Origin of the sequence: Mycolicibacter longobardus (assembly GCF_002102265.1) — a bacterium.
In the GTDB taxonomy this organism is placed as follows: domain Bacteria; phylum Actinomycetota; class Actinomycetes; order Mycobacteriales; family Mycobacteriaceae; genus Mycobacterium; species Mycobacterium longobardum.
This window is the reverse complement of the sequence record NZ_LQPG01000025.1, coordinates 1-22,055: the sequence shown is the minus strand read 5'-3', so window position 1 is coordinate 22,055 and position 22,055 is coordinate 1. Positions and strand designations below refer to the sequence as shown.

The window sequence follows — 22,055 nt, the reverse complement described above, 5'->3', positions numbered from 1 at the left end:
CGATGCCGTTCTCGAAAAGGCTTGCCCGCTGGAATCGGGTCGGGCTGAACCGGATCACCCGCCATATTGCTTCGTGGGCACCGGGATTCGGCGTCATCAGGCATCAGGGCCGCCGTTCCGGGCGAGTGTATGAGACCCCCGTCAATGTCTTCATGACAGCGACCGGCGTCCGTGTGGCGCTGACCTACGGAGCCGACGCGGACTGGGTCAAGAACGTTCTCGTCGCCGGTGGTTGTCGGTTGCGAACGCGAAGCCGCGAACTGACGCTCACCGAGCCCAGGGTGGTGCACGACCCAGCCCGCAGGGGTGTCAGGCGTTTGGAGAGCCGCGTGCTGGGTGTCGTGGATGTCGCAGATTTCATTGACTTCACCGCGCAGCCCGCGTTCAGCTGAGATCAGCATCCCGATCGAGTAGTCACCGAACCAGGACTCGCTGATCGGTACCCATTAGGGTTGGTCGCGTGTCCAAACGAGAAGACGGTCGCCTCGACGACGAGCTGCGTCCGGTGGTCATCACCCGCGGATTCACCTCGAACCCGGCCGGGTCGGTGCTGGTCGAATTCGGCAACACTCGGGTCATGTGCACGGCCAGCGTCACCGAGGGCGTTCCGCGCTGGCGGAAGGGTTCCGGTCGCGGTTGGCTGACCGCCGAATACGCGATGTTGCCCGCGGCCACCCACAGCCGGTCGGACCGCGAATCGGTCAAGGGTCGGGTCGGTGGGCGCACCCAGGAGATCAGTCGGCTGGTGGGTCGCTCGCTGCGCGCCTGCATCGACCTGGCTGCACTGGGGGAGAACACCATCGCGATCGACTGTGACGTGCTGCAGGCCGACGGCGGCACCCGCACCGCGGCGATCACCGGTGCCTATGTGGCGCTAGCCGACGCGGTCACCTACCTGTCGGCCGCCGGCAAGCTGTCGGACCCGCGCCCGCTGTCGTGCGCCATCTCGGCGGTCAGCGTCGGTGTGGTCGACGGCCGGGTCCGCGTCGACCTGCCCTACGAGGAGGACTCGCGCGCCGAGGTCGACATGAACGTCGTCGCCACCGACACCGGAACCCTGGTGGAGATCCAGGGCACCGGTGAGGGCGCGACGTTCCCGCGCTCCACCCTGGACAAGATGCTGGATGCCGCGTTGGGCGCCTGCGAGAAGTTGTTCGTGGTGCAACGTGAAGCATTGGCGCTGCCGTATCCGGGAGTGTTGCCGGAGGGGCCGGCGCCGAAGAAGGCGTTCGGAAGCTGACCGCGCCGTTGACTCAGCTGTTGGTGGCCAGCCGCAACCGCAAGAAGCTGGCTGAGTTGAGCCGGGTGCTGGAACACGCCGGGGTCTCGGGTGTGCATCTCGTCTCGCTGGATGAGGTGGCACCGTATCCCGAAGCCCCGGAAACCGGGGCGACATTCGAGGAGAACGCTCTGGCCAAGGCCCGTGACGGCTATGCTGCCACCGGATTACCTTGTGTTGCAGACGATTCCGGCTTAGCCGTCGATGCCCTCAACGGCATGCCGGGGGTGCTGTCGGCACGCTGGTCAGGTGCCCACGGCGACGACGCGGCCAACACCGCCCTGCTGCTGGCCCAGTTGCGTGACGTTCCCGACGACCGCCGCGGTGCGGCGTTCGTGTCGGCGTGCGCGCTGGTCTGGGGCGCCGGAGCCGACCACGAGGTGGTGGTGCGCGGCGAGTGGGCGGGCTACATCGCCCGGGAACCGCACGGCGACGGAGGATTCGGCTACGACCCGGTGTTCGTCCCGACGGGCAGCGACCGTACCGCCGCGCAGCTGAGTCCTACGGAGAAGGACGCCGAATCGCACCGCGGCCGGGCGCTGGAGTTGCTGCTGCCGGCGCTGCGTTCGTTGGCGTAACTCGGCGTGACTGTCAGAGGCCGAACTGAGCTTTGACGTTCCGGGTCTGGAAATGCTCGACGATGATGCCCAGCAGGGGGATGGTGCCGGCCAACAGCACCCCGATCGTCTTGCCGAGCGGCCAGCGAACCTTCACGGCCAGGTTGAAAGTGGCCAGCAGATAGGCGAAGTACACCCAGCCGTGCACCACGCCGATCCACGTCGGCGGATTGTCCACCTTGACCACGTAGCGCACCACGATCTCGTAGCACAGTGCGATCAGCCAGATACCCGTTGCCCACGCCATCACCCGGTAAGGCAGGAGCGCGCTGCGAACCTTGTCGGCGAGGGCTGCCTGGGCGGGTGTCTCGGTCATACGGTGTTCCTCTTCTGTGGGTCGTTGTCGGCCAGCTTCGCCAGGTAGGCGTTGTACTCCCGTAGCGCGGGGTCGTCGGTGGGGGTGGCGGCGGCCGCAGGGCGCTCGGGCAGCAGCCCGTCCGGTATCTCGGTCACCGTATCGGCTCGATGCGGCTCCGGCGGCGCTTCTTCGTAGCGGACGAATTTGCGGTAGGCGTAGACGCAGAACCAGGCGAACAGCGGCCATTGCAGCGCGTAGCCCAGGTTCTGGAACGTGCCGTTGACCTCTTGGAATCGGGTCCACTGCCACCAGCCCAGCGCCAGGCAGGAGCAGGAGGCGACGATCACCAGTACGACCAGTGCTGGTCTCCGACGCCGTGTAGTGGACACCCCTTGACGGTACCGCGCCGTGGTGGGAGTTCCGTCAGGTCTTCGGGCCGACGAACTCGTCGAGCCGCGCCGTGGCGGCCTTGCGGTAAACGGCGATCTGGTAGGTGCTGTTCTGAGTCCACGGGATTCCTAGGCGGTCCAGCGCCGCGCAGTACAGGCCGCGGATGTCGTCGGAGCGGTTGGAGAAGTGGTAGCGCACGCTTCGCACGCCGCGGTCATTGGCCACGACCCGGCAACCGTCGCTGTCGATCAGCCCGCGGATGAATTCCTCGGCGGCCTGCTCGACGAGGGCTTGCTGCCACGGTTCCAGCCGGATCGGTCGGTGGTGCTTCTTGCCGGGCCCGTGCTGGGGGAAGAGGCAGGGCCAGTGCTTGGAGTAGAGGTAAACCTCGACGCAATGGTCGGACCGGTGATAGGTCGCCGCGCGTTGCCCTCGCATAAGGGCGTCGATCGCCTTGCGGCACCGCTCGACTATTCCGGGGTACTTGGCATCGAGGGTGATCCTCAGGCGGCACGCTCGGGCGTGTTGGGAGATGCAACCGTCGCCGAGGTAAAGACCGAGGAGGTAGCAGTATGCAGCTGCGGGCAGGCGAGAGAAATCATGGCCGTGACTCGCGGCGGCGCGCCGAGTCTTGGGACCGTGTCGCCATTGACACACGGTGCGCCGCGGAATAGCGGTCTGTCGTGCGATAGCGCAGTCGTTTAGGCCCGCGGCGATGAGCCGCTGTACAGCGACGAATTCCTCCGTGGATCGCATGATCGTGCCTTTCCGCGCGTTGTATCCCAACGTAGTTCGGGACACCGACAGAGTTTTCCGTCTGCCGGACGGGTACGATTTCTGCGTCGGCGGGCGTGATGGAATTAGGCAGACATGATGGCTTTAGGTGCCATTGCTCGAAAGAGCGTGAGGGTTCGAGTCCCTCCGCCCGCACCAATTTTTTTGCGATGAGTGTCGGCGCCGTTGTTGGCGCACCGGGCACAACACCCTGCCGTCCCCGCCGTGGGACGAGCGAATCCGGGGTAGGCTCCGGCAACCGAATTTTGAACCGGTAACGCCATATCGCCAGGGGGCTCATCGGTGCCAGAATTGCAGGCATAGTCCCAACCGGATTGGTGCAACGCGATGATCAAGCGACTGGTCGTAACCGCGTTGAGCGCGTTACTGGTCTGCGGCTTCGTGACTGTTGCACCCGCGCCCGTGGCAGCTGGCCAGCCCAGTCATGAGGACCAGGTGTTCTTCGACGAACTGGAACACCAGGGACTGCGCCCCGACTACGACAAGCAGATCTGCCGTTCCGGCAGATGCGCGTCGCTCCGCCAAACCTTAGTGCTGGAAGGCCGGATAATCTGCTCGGCGCTGGGCAGGTCCCCGCGGGTGGTGCCGCATTCGGTGACCGCGAATCTGAAGCTGACGCCCGGCGAAGCGCGTGCCATCATCAATGCGGCCCGACGAGCATATTGTCCGCAGTTGCCGGATCCGTATTCGTTAATCGGCTGAACCGTCGGGGCTCGCGTGCGACACCAGCGTGTGTGTTTCACCGAGAGCCTCCGAGTGCCGGGCTTTGCCGGCGTTGATCACCACACCCACCGCGGCCACCGCCCACACGGCGTACTGCACGGTCCAGGCCAGCCGGAATGCCGCAAATGAATAGCCGCCGGCCATCGCGATCACAACCCCCATCACCTGCATGACCAACAGCGTGGCGATGAAACCTCCAGTGTTGACCATGCCCTGCGCGGTGCCCAGCGTGGCGGGCGGGTTGTAGCTTCGGGCGAAATCGAAGGCCAGAATCGACACCGGCTGGCCCGAGGAGATCACCAAGATCAGTACCACCAGCAACCAGTGCGGCGCAGGGTGCGGCAGCGCCAGCAGCACCGTCCAGATCAAGGCGGTCAAGGCCATCATCGTCAGTGCGATCCTCGACCGGTGTTGAGGTCGACGCGCCGAGACGGTCCCGACCAGCAGTCCGACCACGACGAAGGTCAGCACCGACAGTGTCAGCGCAGCACCCGCCACACCGCGCGAAAGGCCTTGTGCGGTAGTCAGGTACGGCACACCCCACATCAGCGCGAACACACTGATCGAGAACGGGGTACCCATATGGGTGAAGAAGCCCACCTTGGTTCCGGGCCGGGACCAGACCGTCTTGACCTCACCGAACGCGTCGCGAAACGTCCGCGGTTGCACAGTGGCCGGCGCCCCTGCCGGCGCGTCGCGCACCACGGCGAGCGTCAGTGCGACCGCGAACAAACCCAGGCCCGCCGCCGAGAGGTAGGCGGCCGTCCAGCCGCCATGCAGCAGAATCGCCAGGAACGGCACCGCCGAAAGGAACTGGCCGAACTGGCCGCAGATCCCGGTCAGCTGGGTGAGCAACGGAACACGCTGCGGTGCAAACCAATTGGGCAGCAGGCGGATCACCGAGATGAACACGAACGCATCACCCAGGCCGACGACGCCGTATGCGCCGACCGCGGTGGGCAGCGAATGGGTCAGCGAGAGCGTCAGCTGGGCCGCGGAGAGCAGGGCGACACCGGTGGCGATCATCGCCCGGGGCCCGAAGCGGTCCAGCAGCACTCCGGCGGGAATCTGCATGGCGGCGTAGACGATCAGCTGCAAGATCACGAATGACGACAGCATTCCCGGGCCCGCGTGAAAACGTTCGGCGGCGTCCAGGCCCGATACCCCGAAAGTGGTCCGGTCCAGCACGGCCACCAGATAGGACAGCAGCCCGGTGCCCCACACGATCCAGGGTCGCAATCTCAGGCCTATCTTCTTGGAACTTCTCGGGGCGTCGGGGGCATTGGGAGCACAGCCATGGTCGCACACGGGTCCGCCGCTGGCTGGTCTGTCCTAGGCTGTGACGCATGTCGATATCACGCCGTGACGTGCTCAAACTCGCTGCGACGGCCCCCGCTGCGGTCGGCTTCGGTGCCGCGGCGTCGGCATGGCTGGCCGCGATCGCCGACGCGGCGCCGCTGGGCATCCTGCTGGACTATTCGGCCGGGGTCCTGCCCGCCGCCCAGATCCGGGCCGCCGGGGCAGCCGGCGCCATCCGCTACGTCTCGGACCGCCGACCCGGCGCGGACTGGATGCTGGGTAAGCCGATTCAGCTGGCCGAGGCGCGCGACCTGCACGAGAACGGCCTGACGATCGTCTCCTGCTACCAGTTCGGCAAACAGGCGACCGCCGACTGGCTGGGCGGCCACGATGCCGGCGTCGAGCACGCCAAGCGTGGCGCGCAGCTGCACGCCGCGGCCGGCGGCCCAGACAGTGCCCCGATCTACGCCTCCATCGACGACAACCCGTCATACGAGCAGTACAAGGAGCAGGTCGCCCCCTACCTGCGGGGCTGGGCATCGGTGATCGGCCCGCAGCGCACCGGTGTCTACGCCAACTCCAAGACCATCGAGTGGGCGATACAGGACGGTCTGGGCTCCTGCTTCTGGCAGCACAACTTCGGCTCGCCCGGCGGGGTCGCCCACCCGGCGGCCAATCTGCACCAGGTGGAGATCGACCGGCGCCAAGTCGGCAACGTCGGTGTGGACGTCAACGAGATTCTCAAACCCCAGTTCGGCCAGTGGGCCTGACGGGGCCGGGGCGGACGGTCCGGCAAACCAGGGTCCGATTGGCTCCCGGGTGGCGGGCAGCGCGGTGTCCGGTCGGCATCGCGGCGGTGGTCGTCGCCGACGGCTGTTGGCCCACCAAAATCGAACATAACGATTAGATAACAATGCAGCCTTGATCTGCATTGTTGTGGCTACTCGACCGTAACCCCGCGCATGCAGGACGTTTGTACCGGATGTTTGTGAGCGCCGTCGAACGGCGTGATATCCGCAGGTGGGTTACCCGAGCGTAGAACTCACCAGTAACCAATTTGCTGCCGAAACGGCACAGGTTCTTATGACACTCTTACGGCTGTAGCGCGGCCGCGACGACGCGAAAGCCCGCGGCCCAGACCGGTGTGATCCCGGTGGGCGACACAGACGCGACGTAACCAGAGCAGGGGAGATATATAACGTGACGATCCACGAACACGACCGGGTGTCCGCCGACGGCGCTGGTTCGGGTCCGTTCGCCAGCGCCTCGTCCGCCCTGGTGGATCGCCTGACGGCCGGCGAGCCGTACGCTGTCGCCTTCGGCGGTCAGGGCAGCGCCTGGTTGGAGTCGCTCGAAGAGCTGGTGTCCTCGGCCGGGATCGAGACCGAACTGGCCACGCTGGCCGGTGAGGCTGACCTGCGGCTGGAGCCGATCGCCAAGGAACTGGTCGTGGTCCGGCCCATCGGCTTCGAACCGCTGCAGTGGGTGCGGGCGCTGGCCGTCGAGGACCCGATCCCGTCGGCCAAGCAGCTGACCTCCGCCGCGGTGTCGGTGCCGGGGGTGCTGCTCACCCAGATCGCCGCGATGCGGGCGCTGGAGCGCCAGGGGCTGGATCTGTCGGCCAACCCACCTGTCGCCACGGCCGGGCACTCGCAGGGCATCCTGGCCGTCGAGTCGCTGAAGGCCGGCGGCGCTGCCGACGTGCAGCTGCTGGCGATCGCCCAGCTGGTGGGGGCCGCCGGAACCCTGGTGGCCCGGCGCCGCGGCATCTCGATCCTGGGTGACCGCCCGCCCATGGTGTCGGTCACCAACGCCGACCCGGAGCGCATCCATCAACTGCTGGAGGAGTTCGCCCAGGATGTGCGCACCGTGCTGCCCCCGGTGCTGTCCATCCGCAACGGCCGGCGCTCGGTCGTCATCACCGGCACCCCCGAGCAGCTGTCGCGCTTCGAGTTGTACTGCGAGCAGATCGCCGAGAAGGAGGCCGCCGAGCGCAAGAACAAGCTGCGCGGCGGTGCGGTATTTGCGCCGGTCTTCGAGCCGGTGCAGGTCGAGGTCGGGTTCCACTCGCCGCGACTTTCCGACGGCGTCGAGATCGTCGCCGGTTGGGCCGCCAAGGTGGGCCTCGACGTGGAGTTGGCCCGCCAACTGGCCGACTCGATCCTGGTGGGCCAGGTCGACTGGGTGGAAGAGATCACCACGCTGCACGAGGCGGGCGCCCGCTGGATCCTGGACCTGGGGCCCGGCGACATCCTGACCCGGCTGACCGCCCCGGTGATTCGCGGCCTGGGCATCGGGATCGTGCCGGTGGCCACTCGCGGCGGGCAGCGCAACCTGTTCACCATCGGCGCCGTGCCGGAGGTGGCCCGGCCCTGGACGAGCTACGCCCCGTCGGTGGTCCAGCTGCCCGACGGCCGGGTCAAGCTCGACACCAAGTTCACCCGGCTGACCGGCCGGTCGCCGATCCTGCTGGCCGGCATGACGCCGACCACCGTCGACGCCAAGATCGTCGCCGCGGCCGCCAACGCCGGGCACTGGTCGGAGCTGGCCGGCGGCGGGCAGGTCACCGAGGAGATCTTCAACGACCGGGTCGCGGAGCTGACCGCACTGCTGGAACCGGGCCGCACCGTCCAGTTCAACTCCTTGTTCCTGGACCCCTACCTGTGGAAGCTGCAGGTCGGCGGAAAGCGGTTGGTGCAGAAGGCCCGTCAGTCCGGAGCACCGTTCGACGGCCTGGTGATCAGCGCCGGCATCCCCGAGCTGGAAGAGGCCGTCGAGCTGATCGCCGAGCTCAACGAGGCCGGCATCAGCCATGTGGTGTTCAAGCCCGGCACTGTCGAGCAGATCCGGTCGGTGATCCGGATCGCCGCCGAGGTGCCCACCACGCCGGTGATCGCACACGTCGAAGGCGGTCGCGCCGGCGGCCACCACTCGTGGGAGGACCTCGACGACCTGCTGCTGGCGACCTATTCGGAGTTGCGTTCGCAGCCCAACATCACGCTCTGCGTCGGTGGCGGCATCGGCACTCCCGAGCGGGCGGCCGAGTACCTGTCGGGCCGGTGGTCGCAAGAGTACGGCTTCCCGACCATGCCCGTTGACGGCATCCTGGTCGGCACCGCGGCGATGGCCACCAAGGAGGCCACCACCTCGCCGGCGGTCAAGCAGATGCTGGTCGACACCAAGGGCACCGATCACTGGATCGGCGCCGGAAAAGCCCAGGGCGGCATGGCTTCCTCTCGCAGCCAGCTGGGTGCCGACATCCACGAGATCGACAACGTGGCCTCGCGCTGCGGTCGCCTGCTCGACGAGGTCGCCGGTGACGGCGACGCCGTCGCCGCGCGCCGTGACGAGATCATCGCCGCGCTGGCACTCACCGCCAAGCCGTACTTCGGTGATGTCACCGAGATGACCTATGCGCAGTGGCTGCGCCGCTACGTGGAGCTGGCGATCGGTGCGGGCGACTCGACCGCCGACACCGCCTCACCGGACAGCCCGTGGCTGGCCGACACCTGGCGGGAGCGGTTCGGTTCGATGCTGCAGCGCGCCGAAGCCCGGCTGCACGAGCTCGAATCCGGCCCGATCGAGACACTGTTCGCCGATTCCGAAGAGGGACAGGCGATTCTGGAGCGCCCGGCTGAGGCCATCGCCGCGCTGCTGGCCCGCTACCCCGAGGCTGAGACGGTCCGGTTGCACCCGGCCGACGCGCCCTTCTTCACCCAGCTGTGCAAGACGCCGGGCAAGCCGGTCAACTTCGTCCCGGTGATCGACAAGGACGTGCGCCGCTGGTGGCGCAGCGACTCGCTGTGGCAGGCGCACGACGCCCGCTACACCGCCGAGCAGGTCTGCATCATTCCGGGCATCACCGCGGTCGCGGGCATCACCCGGGTCGACGAGCCGGTCGGCGAACTGCTGGACCGCTTCGAGCAGGCCGCCATCGACCAGGCGCTGGCGGCTGGTGTACAGCCGCGCCCGGTGTCGGCGCGCCGTCAGGGCCGCACCGACGTGACCGGCGCGCTGGCTGTGTTGCTCGACGCCCCGGACGTGCTGTGGGCGGGGCGCACCGCCACCAACCCGGTGCACCGGATCGCGGCTTCCGACGAGTGGCAGGTGCATGAGAACCGCACCGCCACCCACCCGTCGACCGGGGCGCGCCTGGAGGTCGTCGGGGACTCCAACGTCGTGCTCAGCGTGCCGCTGTCCGGCGTCTGGATCAACATCCGCTTCACGGTGCCCTCGTCCGTCGTCGACGGCGCCACCCCGCTGGTCTCCACCGAAGACGCCGCCGCCGCCATGCGCGCGGTGCTGGCCATCGCCGCCGGCGTGGACGGCCCGGACGCCCTGCCGCCGGTGACCAACGGCGCGGCCACCGTGACGGTGGGATGGAACCCCGAGCAGGTCGCCGACCACACCGGGGTGACCGCCACCTTCGGTGCGCCGCTGGCGCCGGGACTGTCCACCGTGCCCGACGCCTTGGTCGGCCGGTGCTGGCCCGCGGTGTTCGCCGCCATCGGCTCGGCCACCACCGATACCGGATTCCCGGTGGTCGAGGGACTGCTGTCGCTGGTGCACCTGGACCACGCGGCGCACCTGCTGGCCCCGCTGCCCGCGGAGCCGGCTGAATTGACCGTCACCGCAACGGCTTCGGCGGCCACCGACACCGAGGTCGGCCGCGTTGTCCCGGTCTCGGTCACCGTGTCGGCGGCCGACGGAACGGTGCTGGCCACCCTCGAGGAGCGGTTCGCGATCCGTGGACGCACCGGCGCCGCGGAATTGACCGACCCGGTCCGGGCGGGCGGCGCGGTCTCCGACAACGCCACCGACACCCCGCGCCGCCGCCGGCGCGACGTCACAGTCACCGCACCGGTCGACATGCGGCCGTTCGCGGTGGTCTCCGGAGACCACAACCCGATCCACACCGACCGGGCCGCCGCGCTGCTGGCCGGCCTGGAATCTCCCATCGTGCACGGCATGTGGCTCTCAGCCGCGGCCCAGCACGTGGTGACCGCCACCGACGGGCAGGCCCGCCCGCCGGCCCGCCTGGTCGGCTGGACCGCACGCTTCCTGGGCATGGTCAAGCCCGGCGACGAGGTCGACTTCCGAGTCGACCGGGTCGGAATCGACCTGGGCGCAGAGGTTCTGGAGGTCAGCGCGCGGATCGGTTCGGATCTCGTCATGTCGGCGACCGCACGGCTGACCGCACCCAAGACCGTATACGCCTTCCCCGGCCAGGGCATTCAGCACAAGGGCATGGGTATGGAGGTCCGCGCCCGGTCCAAGGCCGCCCGCAAGGTGTGGGACTCCGCGGACAAGTTCACCCGCGAAACCCTGGGCTTCTCGGTGCTGCACGTGGTGCGCGACAACCCGACCAGCCTGATCGCCTCCGGCGTGCACTACCAGCACCCCGAGGGCGTGCTGTACCTGACGCAGTTCACCCAGGTGGCGATGGCCACCGTCGCGGCCGCGCAGGTCGCTGAGATGCGCGAGCAGGGCGCGTTCGTCGAGGGTGCGATCGCCTGCGGTCACTCCGTGGGTGAGTACACCGCGCTGGCATGTGTCAGCGGCGTGTACGAACTGGAGGGGCTGCTCGAGGTGGTGTTCCACCGCGGCTCGAAGATGCACGACATCGTGCCGCGCGATGCCATGGGGCGCTCGAACTACCGGCTGGCGGCCATCCGGCCGTCGCAGATCGACCTCGACGACGCCGACGTCACCGCGTTCGTCGCTGAGATCGCCGAGCGCACCGGGGAATTCCTGCAGATCGTGAACTTCAACCTGCGCGGCTCGCAGTATGCGATCGCCGGCACGGTCGCCGGTCTGGAGGCCCTGGAGGAGGAGGTGGAGCGGCGCCGCGAGATCACCGGAGGCAAGCGGTCGTTCATCCTGGTGCCCGGCATCGACGTGCCGTTCCACTCCGAGGTGCTGCGTATCGGCGTGGATGACTTCCGGCGCTCGCTGGAACGGGTGATGCCGCGGGACAAGGACCCCGAGCTGATCGTCGGCCGCTACATTCCGAACCTGGTGCCCAAGCCGTTCAGCCTGGACCGTGAGTTCATCCAGGAGATCCGCGACCTGGTTCCGGCCGAGCCGCTCGACGAGATCCTGGCCGACTACGACACCTGGCGTAGCGAGAAGCCGCGCGAGTTGTGCCGCAAGATCGTCATCGAGTTGCTGGCCTGGCAGTTCGCCAGCCCGGTGCGCTGGATCGAGACGCAGGACCTGCTGTTCATCGAGCAGGCCGCCGGCGGCCTGGGCGTTGAGCGGTTCGTCGAGATCGGGGTGAAGTCCGCCCCGACCGTCGCCGGGCTGGCCACCAACACCCTGAAGCTGCCCGAGTACGCCCACAGCACCGTCGAGGTGCTCAACGCCGAGCGCGACGCCGCGGTGCTGTTCGCCACCGATGAAGACCCGGAGCCGGAAGATGAGCCGGTCGCGGAGGATTCCGACGCTGACGCGCCGGAAGGGCGGACTGAGCCTGATGTCGCCCCCGCCGTCGCTTCGGCTGGCGCCTCAGCTCCGTCGGGTGCTCCGCGTCCCGACGACATCGCGTTCGACGCCGCCGACGCCACCCTGGCGCTGATCGCGCTGAGCGCCAAGATGCGCATCGACCAGATCGAGGCGCTGGACTCCATCGAGTCCATCACCGACGGGGCGTCGTCACGACGCAACCAGCTGCTGGTGGACCTGGGCTCGGAGCTGAACCTGGGTGCCATCGACGGCGCCGCCGAGGCCGACCTGTCCGGGCTGAAGTCGCAGGTGACCAAGCTGGCGCGCACCTACAAGCCGTATGGCCCGGTGCTGAGCGACGCGATCAACGACCAGCTCCGCACCATCCTCGGGCCGTCGGGCAAGCGGCCCGGCGCCATCGCCGAGCGGGTGAAGAAGACCTGGGAACTCGGCGACGGCTGGGCCAAGCACGTCACCGTCGAGGTGGCGTTGGGCACCCGCGAGGGCAGCAGTGTCCGGGGCGGTCCCCTGGGCGGGCTGCATGAGGGCGCGCTGGCCGACGGCGCCGCCGTCGACAAGGCCATCGACGCTGCCGTGGGTGCGGTCGCTGCGCGTCACGGTGTCGCGGTGAGCCTGCCGTCGGCGGGCGGTGGCGGCGGTGCGACGGTGGATGCCGCCGCGCTGGGTGAGTTCACCGCACAGATCACCGGCCGCGACGGCGTGCTCGCCTCAGCGGCCCGGCTGGTGCTGGGTCAGCTCGGGTTCGACGACGCGGTGAGTGCCCCGGCGGGCGCCACCGACGGCGAGCTGATCGACTTGGTGACCGCCGAACTGGGTTCGGACTGGCCACGATTGGTGGCGCCGGCGTTCGACGGGCGCAAGGCGGTGCTGTTCGACGACCGCTGGGCAAGTGCCCGCGAGGACCTGGTCCGGCTGTGGCTGACCGACGAGGGTGACATCGACGCCGACTGGCCGCGGCTCGCCGAGCGCTTCGAGGGCGCCGGCCACGTCGTGGCCACCCAGGCGACCTGGTGGCAGGGCCGGGCGCTGGCCTCCGGCCGGCAGATTCACGCCTCGCTGTTCGCCCGGATCGCCGCCGGCGCGGAAAACCCGGGCCGGGGCCGCTACAGCGACGAGGTGGCGGTGGTGACCGGCGCGTCCAAGGGCTCGATCGCCGCGTCGGTGGTCGGGCAGTTGCTCGACGGCGGTGCGACCGTCATCGCGACCACCTCCCGGCTCGACGACGACAGGCTGGGCTTCTACCGCAACCTCTACCGCGACCACGCCCGGTTCGGTGCGGCGCTGTGGGTGGTACCGGCCAACATGGCTTCCTACGCCGACATCGACGCACTGGTTGAGTGGGTCGGTAACGAGCAGAGCGAAAGCCTTGGGCCGCAGTCGATTCACCTCAAGGACGCGCAGACCCCGACGCTGCTGTTCCCGTTCGCGGCACCGCGGGTGGCCGGCGACCTCTCGGAGGCCGGTTCACGCGCCGAGATGGAGATGAAGGTGCTGCTGTGGGCGGTGCAGCGGCTGATCGGCGGCCTGTCGAAGATCGGCGCCGAACGCGACATCGCCTCGCGGCTGCACGTGGTGCTGCCCGGCTCGCCCAACCGCGGCATGTTCGGCGGTGACGGCGCCTACGGCGAGGCCAAGGCCTCGCTGGATGCGGTGGTGGCGCGCTGGAAGGCCGAGACGTCGTGGGCGTCGCGGGTCAGCCTCGCGCACGCGCTGATCGGCTGGACCCGCGGCACCGGACTGATGGGCCACAACGACGTCATCGTCGACGCGGTCGAGGAGGCCGGGGTCACCACCTACTCGACCGAGCAGATGGCGGCCATGCTGCTGGACCTCTGCAACGTCGAGTCCAAGGTGGCCGCGGCCAACGCGCCGATCGAAGCCGACCTGACCGGCGGACTGGCCGAGGCGAACCTGGACATGGCCGAGCTGGCCGCGAAGGCCCGCGAGGAGATGACGGCCGAGGCGTCAGCTGATGAGGACTCCGAGGACGCCGCGAACACCATTGCGGCGCTGCCGAGCCCGCCCCGCGGCTACACCCCGGCGCCCCCGCCGGCCTGGGACGACCTTGACGTCGACCCGGCCGATCTGGTGGTCATCGTCGGCGGCGCCGAACTCGGCCCGCTGGGCTCCTCGCGCACCCGTTTCGAGATGGAGGTCTCCGGCGAGCTGTCGGCCGCCGGGGTGCTGGAGCTGGCCTGGACCACCGGAATGGTCAAGTGGGAGGACGACCCGACCCCGGGCTGGTACGACACCGCGACCGGTGAGCTGGTCGACGAGGCCGAGCTGGTGGAGCGCTACCACGACGCCGTGGTGGAAAGAGTGGGAGTTCGCGAATTTGTTGATGACGGCGCGATCGACCCCGACCACGCCTCGCCGCTGCTGGTCAGTGTGTTCCTGGACAAGGACTTCTCGTTCGTGGTGTCCAGCGAGGCCGACGCGCGGGCGTTCGTGGAGTTCGACCCGGAGCACACCGTGGTGCGCCCGGTGCCGGACTCTTCCGACTGGCAGGTGATCCGCAAAGCGGGCACCGAGATCCGGGTGCCGCGCAAGAGCAAGCTGTCGCGCACCGTGGGTGCCCAGATCCCGACCGGGTTCGACCCGACGGTGTGGGGGATCAGCCAGGACATGGCCACCTCCATCGACCGGGTGGCGCTGTGGAACATCGTCGCGACCGTCGACGCGTTCCTGTCCGCCGGCTTCACCCCGACCGAGCTGATGCGCTGGGTGCACCCGTCGCTGGTGGCCAGCACCCAGGGCACCGGCATGGGCGGCATGACCTCGATGCAGACCATGTACCACGGCAACCTGCTCGGGCGGTCCAAGCCCAACGACATCCTGCAGGAGGTTCTGCCGAACGTCGTTGCCGCGCACGTGGTTCAGAGCTACGTCGGGTCCTACGGCGCGATGATCCACCCGGTGGCCGCCTGTGCCACCGCGGCGGTCTCGGTCGAGGAGGGTGTCGACAAGATTCGGCTGGGCAAGGCCGAGCTGGTGGTCACCGGCGGCTACGACGACCTGACCCTGGAAGCCATCATCGGCTTCGGTGACATGGCCGCCACCGCCGACACCGAGATGATGCGCGCTAGGGGCATCAGCGACTCGAAGTTCTCCCGGGCCAACGACCGGCGCCGCCTGGGCTTCGTCGAGGCCCAGGGCGGCGGCACCATCCTGCTGGCCCGCGGTGACCTGGCGGCCAAGATGGGTCTGCCGGTACTGGCGGTGGTCGCTTACGCGCAGAGCTTCGCCGACGGCGTGCACACCTCCATCCCGGCTCCGGGCCTGGGTGCCCTGGGCGCCGGGCGGGGCGGCAAGGACTCGATGCTGGCCCGCTCGCTGGCCAAACTGGGCGTAGGCGCCGACGACATCGCGGTGGTCTCCAAGCACGACACCTCGACGCTGGCGAACGACCCCAACGAGACCGAGCTGCACGAGCGGCTGGCCGACTCGCTGGGCCGCTCCGATGGCGCGCCGCTGTTCGTGATCAGCCAGAAGAGCCTCACCGGGCACGCCAAGGGCGGCGCGGCGGTCTTCCAGCTGATGGGGCTGTGCCAGGTACTGCGGGACGGGGTCATCCCGCCCAACCGCAGCCTGGACTGCGTCGACGACGAGCTGGCGACCGCGGGGCACTTCGTGTGGGTGCGGGAGACCCTGGAGTTGGGGGAGAAGTTCCCGCTCAAGGCCGGGCTGGTCACCAGCCTCGGATTCGGCCACGTGTCCGGTCTGGTCGCCCTGGTGCACCCGCAGGCGTTCCTGGCCGCTCTGGACCCGAGCCAGCGTGAGGCCTACCTGCAGCAGGCGTCCGAGCGTGTGCTGGCCGGTCAGCGCCGGCTGGCCTCGGCGATCGCCGGCGGTACGCCGATGTACGAGCGCCCCGCGGACCGGCGATTCGACCACGACTCCCCGGAGAAGCGTCAGGAGTCGGCCATGCTGCTCAACCCGGCGGCACGGCTCGGCGACGGCGACGTCTACATCGGATAGCCTCGCGGGTTATGGGCATCGTTGGTGTCGGGATCGACCTTGTTTCGATCCCCGACTTCGCCGCGCAGGTCGACCAGCCGGGGACCGTGTTCGCCGAGACGTTCACCCCCGGCGAGCGCCGGGACGCCTCCGACAAGAGTTCGTCGGCGGCGCGGCACCTGGCGGCCCGGTGGGCGGCCAAGGAGGCGGTGATCAAGGCGTGGTCGGGGTCGCGGTTCGCCCAGAAACCGGTGCTGCCGGAGGCGATTCACCGCGACATCGAGGTGGTCACCGACATGTGGGGGCGCCCGAAGGTGCGGCTGTCGGGTGAGATCGCCCGCCACCTGGCGGATGTGACGATCCACGTGTCGTTGACCCACGAGGCCGACACCGCTGCAGCTGTCGCCATCCTCGAGGCCTAACGTTCCCGCGAGCGTGCGTGTTTGCACACGACACGCCGCCCAAAGCTGGCATTCTATGCACGCTCGCGCGAAAGGGTGACCCATGAGCGATCTGGTGCAGCGAGTCCGCGAGGTTCTGCCGTCGGTGCGTGCCGACCTGGAGGACCTGGTGCGCATCGAGTCGGTGTGGGCGGATCCCGCGCGGCGGCCCGAGGTACACCGCAGCGCGCAACTGACCGCAGATCTGCTGAGCCAGGCCGGTTTTCCCGAGGTACGCATTGTCGCTGAGGGGGGTGCACCGGCCGTCATCGCACACTATCCGGCACCTGAAGGCGCGCCGACCGTGCTGCTCTATGCCCACCACGACGTGCAGCCCGAAGGCGACGCCGGTCAGTGGGCGTCGCCGCCGTTCGAGCCGACCGAACGCGACGGGCGCCTCTACGGCCGCGGCACCGCCGACGACAAGGCCGGTATCGCAACGCATCTGGCGGCATTCCGGGCACACGGCGGCCATCCACCGGTCGGGGTGACGGTCTTCGTCGAAGGCGAGGAGGAGTCCGGATCGCCGTCGCTGGGGGCGCTGCTCGCTGCGCACCGGGACGCGCTGAGCGCTGATGTGATCGTGATCGCCGACTCCGACAACTGGAGCACCGACATCCCCTCGCTGACGGTGTCACTGCGCGGGCTGGCCGACTGCGTGGTGGAAGTCGCCACCCTGGACCACGGTCTGCACTCGGGATTGTGGGGCGGAGTGGTGCCTGATGCGCTGAGCGCGCTGGTGCGACTGCTGGCCGGTTTGCATGATGACGACGGCAACGTCGCGGTCGCCGGCCTTCATGAAAGCACCGCGGCACCAGTCGATTACCCGCCGGAACGAGTGCGCGCCGACACCGGCCTGCTGGACGGGGTGACCGAGATCGGCTCCGGGTCGGTGCCGCAGCGGATGTGGGCCAAGCCGGCCATCACCGTCATCGGTATCGACACCACCAGCATTGCGGCATCGTCGAACACGCTGATTCCACGGGCACGCGCCAAGATCAGCCTGCGGGTGGCTCCCGGTGGCGACGCCGCCGCCCACCTGGACGCCCTGACCGCACACCTACAGCGACATGCCCCGTGGGGTGCGCAGGTGACCGTCACCCCCGGCGATGTGGGCCAGCCCTACGCGATAAATGCCGCCGGGCCGGTGTACGACGCTGCCAGGGCCGCGTTCACGCAGGCGTGGGGCGTTCCGCCGATTGATATGGGCATGGGTGGATCGATCCCGTTCATCGCGGAGTTCGCCGCCGCCTATCCCCAGGCAACCATCCTGGTCACCGGCGTGGAAGATCCGGGGACCCAGGCGCACAGCATCAATGAGAGCCTGCACCTGGGTGTGCTGGAACGTGCCGCCACCGCCGAAGCGCTGTTGCTGGACTCCCTACGCGAGATCGCGACCGATCTCGCGGGCGCGAAGCGTGACTAGATGTCCAGATCCCGCCGCAGTTTCGCGACATGCCCGGTGGCACGCACGTTGTACTGGGCCTCGGCGATCTTGCCCTGCTCGTCGACGACGAACGTCGAACGGATGACGCCTTGCACGGTCTTGCCGTACATCTTCTTCTCGCCGTAGGCGCCCCAGGCAGCCAACACCGCGCGGTCGGGGTCGGACAACAGGGGGAACGTCAACCCCTCGGCGTCGCGGAACTTGGCCAACTTGGCCGGTTTGTCCGGGGAGATGCCGACGACGTCCAGGCCCGCGCCGTTGAAGTCACGCAGGTTGTCGCGGAAGTCGCAGGCCTGCTTGGTGCAGCCGGGGGTGGATGCCGCGGGATAGAAGTAGACGACGACCCGTCGTCCCCGGTAGTCGGCCAGCGACACGATGTTGCCGTCTGCGTCGGGAAGGCTGAACGCGGGCGCCTTATCGCCGGGCGCCAGGCGTGCGGTCTCGGTCAACAACTGCCCCTTTCTGCTCGCCGGAGCGTGAGGCCGACTCCGGCTGCTCTAGGGTAGTTCGGCAGGGGCAGCATCGGACAGGGAGGACGACAGTGGCGGAACGCGATCCCGACACGATCAAGAAGGACATCGACAAGGCCCGCGAGCAGCTGGCGTCGACGGTCGACATTCTCGCGGACCGGGCCAACCCTCGTCACCTGGCCGACCGTGCCAAGGCCCGGGCAGTGGAGATCGTCAAGCAACCCGCCGTGATTGCCTCGTTGGCCGGTGTCGGGGGCCTGCTCGTCGTCCTGGCGATACGCAGAGTCCGCAACCGCTGAGCTCGCGCCGCGGGGCGGCGGTGCCTCGCCTGCGCGGCATAGTGCTAAACGCGCAACGGCCGGGAGGGTCCAAGTCCCTCCCGGCCGTCGTGCGCTGTGACTGTCAGGCGCCCCAGAGACTGCCGTCGAACAGGCTCGACAGGAAGTCCCCACCCCACAGGTCAGCTCCGGCGTCCGCAGACTCAGCGACGTTGACCGGCAGATGCGCGGTGCCGACCGTCAGCGCCTCGGCCGCCCGCGCCGCCCACTCGTTCGTCAGCAGGTCGTAGATGCCACCTTCGGTGAGCAGACCTGTGAAGACGTCACCGGTCTCGGGCACGACGTACCCGTTGAGATAGCTGTTCAGCAGGTCAGCAGGCAGGTTGAACAGCGCCTCGAAGTCGCCGCCGGATGCAGCGGTGAGGCTCTGAGTCAGCTGGTACAGGGCACCGATTGTCGGCGCCATCAGCGCATCGCTGGCCTGCTTGATGAGCGTCCAACCGTCGAGGGGGCCGATGAACTCGTTCAGCAGGCTGGACTGGTTCATCGCCTCCAGCGCGGGGATGGACAGCACCGGACCCAAGGCCTTGCCGATGTCCTCCAGGCCGTACAGCAGCCAGATGTTGAAGTGGTTGAAGGCCTCGAAGGCGTTCCCGTTCTGGAGGGCTTCGGAGATCTGACTCATCAGCTGTTCCAGACCCGGGTACCTGTCGTGGTCGCCGCCCACGGTCCCGTCGGCCCCGTTGATCATCTTGTCGAGCGCCTCGTTGATGCCGGCGAAGCCGGAGGTGACGAAGCGCGGGGACATGCCCTCCCGGTGGTCCAGCGGGACGTCCTCCATTCCGATGATCAGCTGGAGGTAGTCGCTCTGGTTGCTGGCGTACTGCTCCAGCAGCGTGTTGACGTTGGAGTTTTCCGTCAGCGCGGCCAGATTCTCATTGGTCCGCTCGATCAGTGACTCCCACGAGACCAGCTGCACGTCTTGGTGCCGGAAGTCCTGCAGGGCCGGGGCAATCGGGTTGACGGCGATCATGCCCGCTCCCGCCAAGGCGATCCCGGCGGCCGCGATCCGGGTCGCACGTCCGCTGGCGAGCGTGGTCGGATCGGGATGTGAGACGAGTTCCACAGGTAGCTCCTTTGTAGTCATTTGCTGTACTGCACCCCAGGGTTAGGGAACAGAACCCTGCGAGTCAGAGAATAGCGGTTATCATAGGCAAACCTAACATAGGTCACGCAAACTTAGATGAACATTAGGTAACGCCAGGCGTCTGCCGCCGCGCGCTCTGTGGCTGGGGCTCGTTCAGGGCACCTGGCAAACGATGTTGCGAGCCATCATGGCCTGCGTCGGAACACGTCCCGGCCCCGAAATGCGCTACTTGCTGGCTCGAAACTGCATTTTTCGCGGTTCCCGGTGCAGATGTGAAAGGAGGTGGCTGGCGAACGCAGTCGCCGTTCAGGGTCCAGTTGGAGCGTCTGAGAAGGATGTGAGGATGGACACAGGCGGGGATGCCGATGTCTCACAGGATGATGGCCACAATCGCCGCCGGCCCGGGGATATGGAGCGCGTTTGACGTCGACGAATATGTCGGATTCGGAGGCAGAGGAGAGGGAAACATCCTCTGAGCTGTGCGCCGTCAGGGTTTCGAACCCCGGACCCGCTGATTAAGAGTCAGCTGCTCTACCAACTGAGCTAACGGCGCTAAGCGGTCAAGACCGCGACCCAGACAATAACAGGCGCTGCACCACGAGGCGAAATCAGCTGCTGCGTGCGCGGGCGGTCGCACGGCACAGCGGTCTGCTCGATTACCCACTAGACTGCCCTGCGAGCAGTTTGGGCACGGTCAGGTGGGAAAAGGCATGGGTCAGGTTGGTTCGACGTACCGCTGCCCGGGGTTCAGAACCCGGGTGGCGGCATTGCTCATGGTGCCGGTCGCGGTGCTGGGGCTCAGCGCCTGCGGCGGTAACGCCGACGCGGAAGCGGCCAAGATCATCACGGACAAGGGCACTCCGTTCGCCGACCTGCTGATCCCCAAACTCACCGCTTCGGTGACCGACAAGTCCGTCGGTGTGGCGGTGGACGCGCCGGTGCGGGTGACCGCAGAAGACGGCGTGCTGGATTCGGTCACCATGGTCAACGAATACGGCGCGGTGGTCGACGGCAAGCTCAGCCCCGACGGGCTGACCTGGTCCACCACTGAGCAGCTCGGCTACAACAAGCGCTACACGCTCAACGCGAAGTCTCTCGGACTCGGCGGCGTGACCAGTCGGCAGATGACGTTTCAGACCCATTCACCGCAGAACCTGACCATGCCCTACGTCGTGCCGCGCGACGGCGAGGTCGTCGGCGTGGGTCAGCCGGTGACGATCAAGTTCGACGAGAACATCGCCGACCGGGTGGCGGCCGAGAAGGCGATCAAGATCACCACCGACCCCCCGGTGGTCGGCGCGTTCTACTGGTTGAACAATCGCGACGTGCGTTGGCGGCCAAGGGATTTCTGGAAGCCGGGCACCAATGTCGACGTGGCGGTGAACACCTACGGGGTGGACCTGGGCAACGGGGTCTACGGGCAGGACAACGCCGCCAGTCACTTCGTCATCGGTGACGAGGTCATCGCCACCGTGGACGACAACACGAAGTCGATGGTGGTGCGCGTCAACGGCGAGGTGGTCAAGACCATGCCGGTCTCGATGGGCAAGGACAGCACCCCGACCAACAATGGCACGTACATCGTTGGCGAGCGGTTCCCGCACATCGTCATGGACTCGTCGACGTACGGGGTGCCGGTCAACTCGCCCAACGGGTATCGCACCGACGTCGACTGGGCCACGCAGATCTCTTACAGCGGCATCTTCGTGCACTCGGCGCCGTGGTCGGTGGGCGTCCAGGGATACGCCAACGCCAGCCACGGCTGCATCAACGTCAGCCCCAGCAACGCGCTGTGGTTCTACGACCACGTCAAGCGCGGCGACGTGGTGGAGATCAGCAACACGATCGGGCCGCCACTGCCCGGCAACGAAGGCCTCGGCGACTGGAACATCCCGTGGTCGCAGTGGCAGGCCGGCAACGCCAGAGAGCCGGTGCGCTGACGCCGTAGGCGGCTTTCAGGCGAAGGCGGTCAGCCGTCCTCGCGGATGTACTCCTCGTTGCCGCTGGGGTAACCCCCGCCGAACGTGGTGATGTGCACGTGGTCGTAGTGGCCGTTGCCGCGGCCGCTGGGTCCGGCCGGCGTGTAGTAGGTGCCGCGCCAGATGGCGTCCTGCATGGCGAACCGATCGGCGTTCTGCCGCACGTACGCCACGATCTGGTCACCCAAGGCGATGCCCTCCGGGCTGCCGGGGTTGGGGATCATCACATCGATCGCCAGGCCGGACGGATGCCAGCGCTGGCCGTCGGGGCGCACGCCGATCATGTTGTGAATCTGCGGGAACACCTCACTGATGCTGCGCGCGACCAGGATGGTCTTCACCTGCATGCCGCGTTCGTTGACGACGCCCGGCGGCAGCGCATGCGGCGCCGGCATAGACCAGTTGGTCGCCAGGTCGGGTGCGGGCGCCCCCCAGTCCTCCGGCGGGGGCGGGAGGAGCGCGAAATGGCAT

17 protein-coding genes and 2 tRNA genes are annotated in these 22,055 nt (G+C 68.1%); 11 read left to right on the top strand and 8 right to left on the bottom strand.

Annotated elements, in window-relative coordinates; translation table 11 throughout:
- Positions 1-2 precede the first annotated feature (2 nt).
- From AWC16_RS13530 to rdgB, 3 genes are all read left to right on the top strand, one after another.
- The gene (locus tag AWC16_RS13530) at positions 3-392 is read left to right on the top strand and encodes a nitroreductase family deazaflavin-dependent oxidoreductase (protein WP_085265272.1); all 390 of its coding nucleotides are present in this window, start codon (positions 3-5) and stop codon (positions 390-392) included.
- Positions 393-460: 68 nt separating this feature from the next.
- Positions 461-1,240, top strand: coding sequence for a ribonuclease PH (gene rph, locus AWC16_RS13525; RefSeq protein WP_085265271.1), 780 nt, complete (start codon positions 461-463; stop codon positions 1,238-1,240).
- Positions 1,237-1,857, top strand: coding sequence for an RdgB/HAM1 family non-canonical purine NTP pyrophosphatase (gene rdgB, locus AWC16_RS13520; RefSeq protein ID WP_207572320.1), 621 nt, complete (start codon positions 1,237-1,239; stop codon positions 1,855-1,857). The genes rph and rdgB overlap by 4 nt, the downstream gene beginning before the upstream one ends.
- Before the next feature lie 13 nt (positions 1,858-1,870).
- Here rdgB and AWC16_RS13515 read toward each other — a convergent pair whose 3' ends face one another.
- From AWC16_RS13515 to AWC16_RS25145, 3 genes are read right to left on the bottom strand one after another with little or no spacing between them, the layout of a single operon-like run.
- Positions 1,871-2,212: a DUF3817 domain-containing protein gene (locus AWC16_RS13515; protein WP_085265269.1), complete on the bottom strand. Its 342-nt coding sequence runs from the start codon at positions 2,210-2,212 to the stop codon at positions 1,871-1,873.
- Entirely contained in the window at positions 2,209-2,583 is a 375-nt protein-coding gene (locus AWC16_RS13510; protein WP_085265268.1) for a hypothetical protein, read from the bottom strand. Before AWC16_RS13510 ends, AWC16_RS13515 begins: the two co-directional genes overlap by 4 nt.
- 34 nt (positions 2,584-2,617) lie before the next feature.
- Complete coding sequence (locus AWC16_RS25145; protein WP_234812265.1) at positions 2,618-3,022, bottom strand: LAGLIDADG family homing endonuclease; 405 nt, start codon at positions 3,020-3,022, stop codon at positions 2,618-2,620.
- Between the two features lie 407 nt (positions 3,023-3,429).
- Here AWC16_RS25145 and AWC16_RS13500 point away from each other — a divergent pair.
- Positions 3,430-3,517, top strand: a tRNA-Leu gene (locus AWC16_RS13500).
- 189 nt (positions 3,518-3,706) lie between these two features.
- Positions 3,707-4,081 (top strand): DUF732 domain-containing protein, encoded by a 375-nt coding sequence (locus AWC16_RS13495; RefSeq protein WP_085265267.1) that lies wholly within the window; start codon positions 3,707-3,709, stop codon positions 4,079-4,081.
- Here AWC16_RS13495 and AWC16_RS13490 read toward each other — a convergent pair.
- Positions 4,070-5,341, bottom strand: a complete 1,272-nt coding sequence (locus AWC16_RS13490) for an MFS transporter (RefSeq protein WP_085265266.1) — start codon at positions 5,339-5,341, stop codon at positions 4,070-4,072. The genes AWC16_RS13495 and AWC16_RS13490 overlap by 12 nt on opposite strands.
- 107 nt (positions 5,342-5,448) lie before the next feature.
- On the opposite strand from AWC16_RS13490, the gene AWC16_RS13485 reads away from it, so the two are divergent.
- From AWC16_RS13485 to AWC16_RS13470, 4 genes are all read left to right on the top strand, one after another.
- Entirely contained in the window at positions 5,449-6,171 is a 723-nt protein-coding gene (locus tag AWC16_RS13485) for a DUF1906 domain-containing protein (RefSeq protein WP_085265265.1), read from the top strand.
- 430 nt (positions 6,172-6,601) lie between these two features.
- Positions 6,602-15,844: a type I polyketide synthase gene (locus AWC16_RS13480; protein ID WP_085265264.1), complete on the top strand. Its 9,243-nt coding sequence runs from the start codon at positions 6,602-6,604 to the stop codon at positions 15,842-15,844.
- A gap of 11 nt (positions 15,845-15,855) precedes the next feature.
- Entirely contained in the window at positions 15,856-16,245 is a 390-nt protein-coding gene (gene acpS / locus AWC16_RS13475; protein ID WP_085265263.1) for a holo-ACP synthase AcpS, read from the top strand.
- Positions 16,246-16,327: 82 nt separating this feature from the next.
- Positions 16,328-17,689 carry a dipeptidase gene (locus tag AWC16_RS13470; protein WP_085265262.1) on the top strand — a complete coding sequence of 454 codons (1,362 nt, stop codon included), beginning with the start codon at positions 16,328-16,330 and terminating at the stop codon, positions 17,687-17,689.
- On the opposite strand, the gene bcp is transcribed toward AWC16_RS13470, so the two are convergent.
- On the bottom strand, positions 17,686-18,159 hold the full coding sequence (gene bcp, locus AWC16_RS13465) for a thioredoxin-dependent thiol peroxidase (RefSeq protein WP_085265299.1): 474 nt from the start codon (positions 18,157-18,159) through the stop codon (positions 17,686-17,688). The two genes, AWC16_RS13470 and bcp, sit on opposite strands and share 4 nt — an antisense overlap.
- A 92-nt stretch (positions 18,160-18,251) precedes the next feature.
- Here bcp and AWC16_RS13460 point away from each other — a divergent pair, with 92 nt between their 5' ends.
- Entirely contained in the window at positions 18,252-18,479 is a 228-nt protein-coding gene (locus AWC16_RS13460; RefSeq protein ID WP_085265261.1) for a DUF3618 domain-containing protein, read from the top strand.
- A 103-nt stretch (positions 18,480-18,582) separates the two neighbouring features.
- Here the strand turns inward: AWC16_RS13460 and AWC16_RS13455 are convergent, their stop codons facing one another.
- Positions 18,583-19,584: a hypothetical protein gene (locus tag AWC16_RS13455; RefSeq protein WP_085265260.1), complete on the bottom strand. Its 1,002-nt coding sequence runs from the start codon at positions 19,582-19,584 to the stop codon at positions 18,583-18,585.
- Positions 19,585-20,085: 501 nt separating this feature from the next.
- Positions 20,086-20,158: transfer RNA gene (locus AWC16_RS13450), tRNA-Lys, on the bottom strand.
- A gap of 157 nt (positions 20,159-20,315) precedes the next feature.
- On the opposite strand from AWC16_RS13450, the gene AWC16_RS13445 reads away from it, so the two are divergent.
- Positions 20,316-21,545, top strand: coding sequence for a L,D-transpeptidase (locus tag AWC16_RS13445; protein ID WP_085265259.1), 1,230 nt, complete (start codon positions 20,316-20,318; stop codon positions 21,543-21,545).
- Between the two features lie 29 nt (positions 21,546-21,574).
- Here the strand turns inward: AWC16_RS13445 and AWC16_RS13440 are convergent.
- On the bottom strand, positions 21,575-22,055 hold a 481-nt coding region (locus AWC16_RS13440; RefSeq protein WP_234812264.1), incomplete at its 5' end, for a VldE C-terminal domain-containing protein.

What these genes read in the sequence shown, in the direction of transcription:
- AWC16_RS13515 (WP_085265269.1), bottom strand. Translation starts at nt 2,212, where the DNA reads ATGACCGAGACACCCGCCCAGGCAGCCCTCGCCGACAAGGTTCGCAGC.
- AWC16_RS13470 (WP_085265262.1), top strand. Translation starts at nt 16,328, where the DNA reads ATGAGCGATCTGGTGCAGCGAGTCCGCGAGGTTCTGCCGTCGGTGCGT.
- AWC16_RS13530 (WP_085265272.1), top strand. Translation starts at nt 3, where the DNA reads ATGCCGTTCTCGAAAAGGCTTGCCCGCTGGAATCGGGTCGGGCTGAAC.
- acpS (WP_085265263.1), top strand. Translation starts at nt 15,856, where the DNA reads ATGGGCATCGTTGGTGTCGGGATCGACCTTGTTTCGATCCCCGACTTC.
- AWC16_RS25145 (WP_234812265.1), bottom strand. Translation starts at nt 3,022, where the DNA reads ATGCGAGGGCAACGCGCGGCGACCTATCACCGGTCCGACCATTGCGTC.
- AWC16_RS13445 (WP_085265259.1), top strand. Translation starts at nt 20,316, where the DNA reads ATGGGTCAGGTTGGTTCGACGTACCGCTGCCCGGGGTTCAGAACCCGG.
- AWC16_RS13485 (WP_085265265.1), top strand. Translation starts at nt 5,449, where the DNA reads ATGTCGATATCACGCCGTGACGTGCTCAAACTCGCTGCGACGGCCCCC.
- AWC16_RS13495 (WP_085265267.1), top strand. Translation starts at nt 3,707, where the DNA reads ATGATCAAGCGACTGGTCGTAACCGCGTTGAGCGCGTTACTGGTCTGC.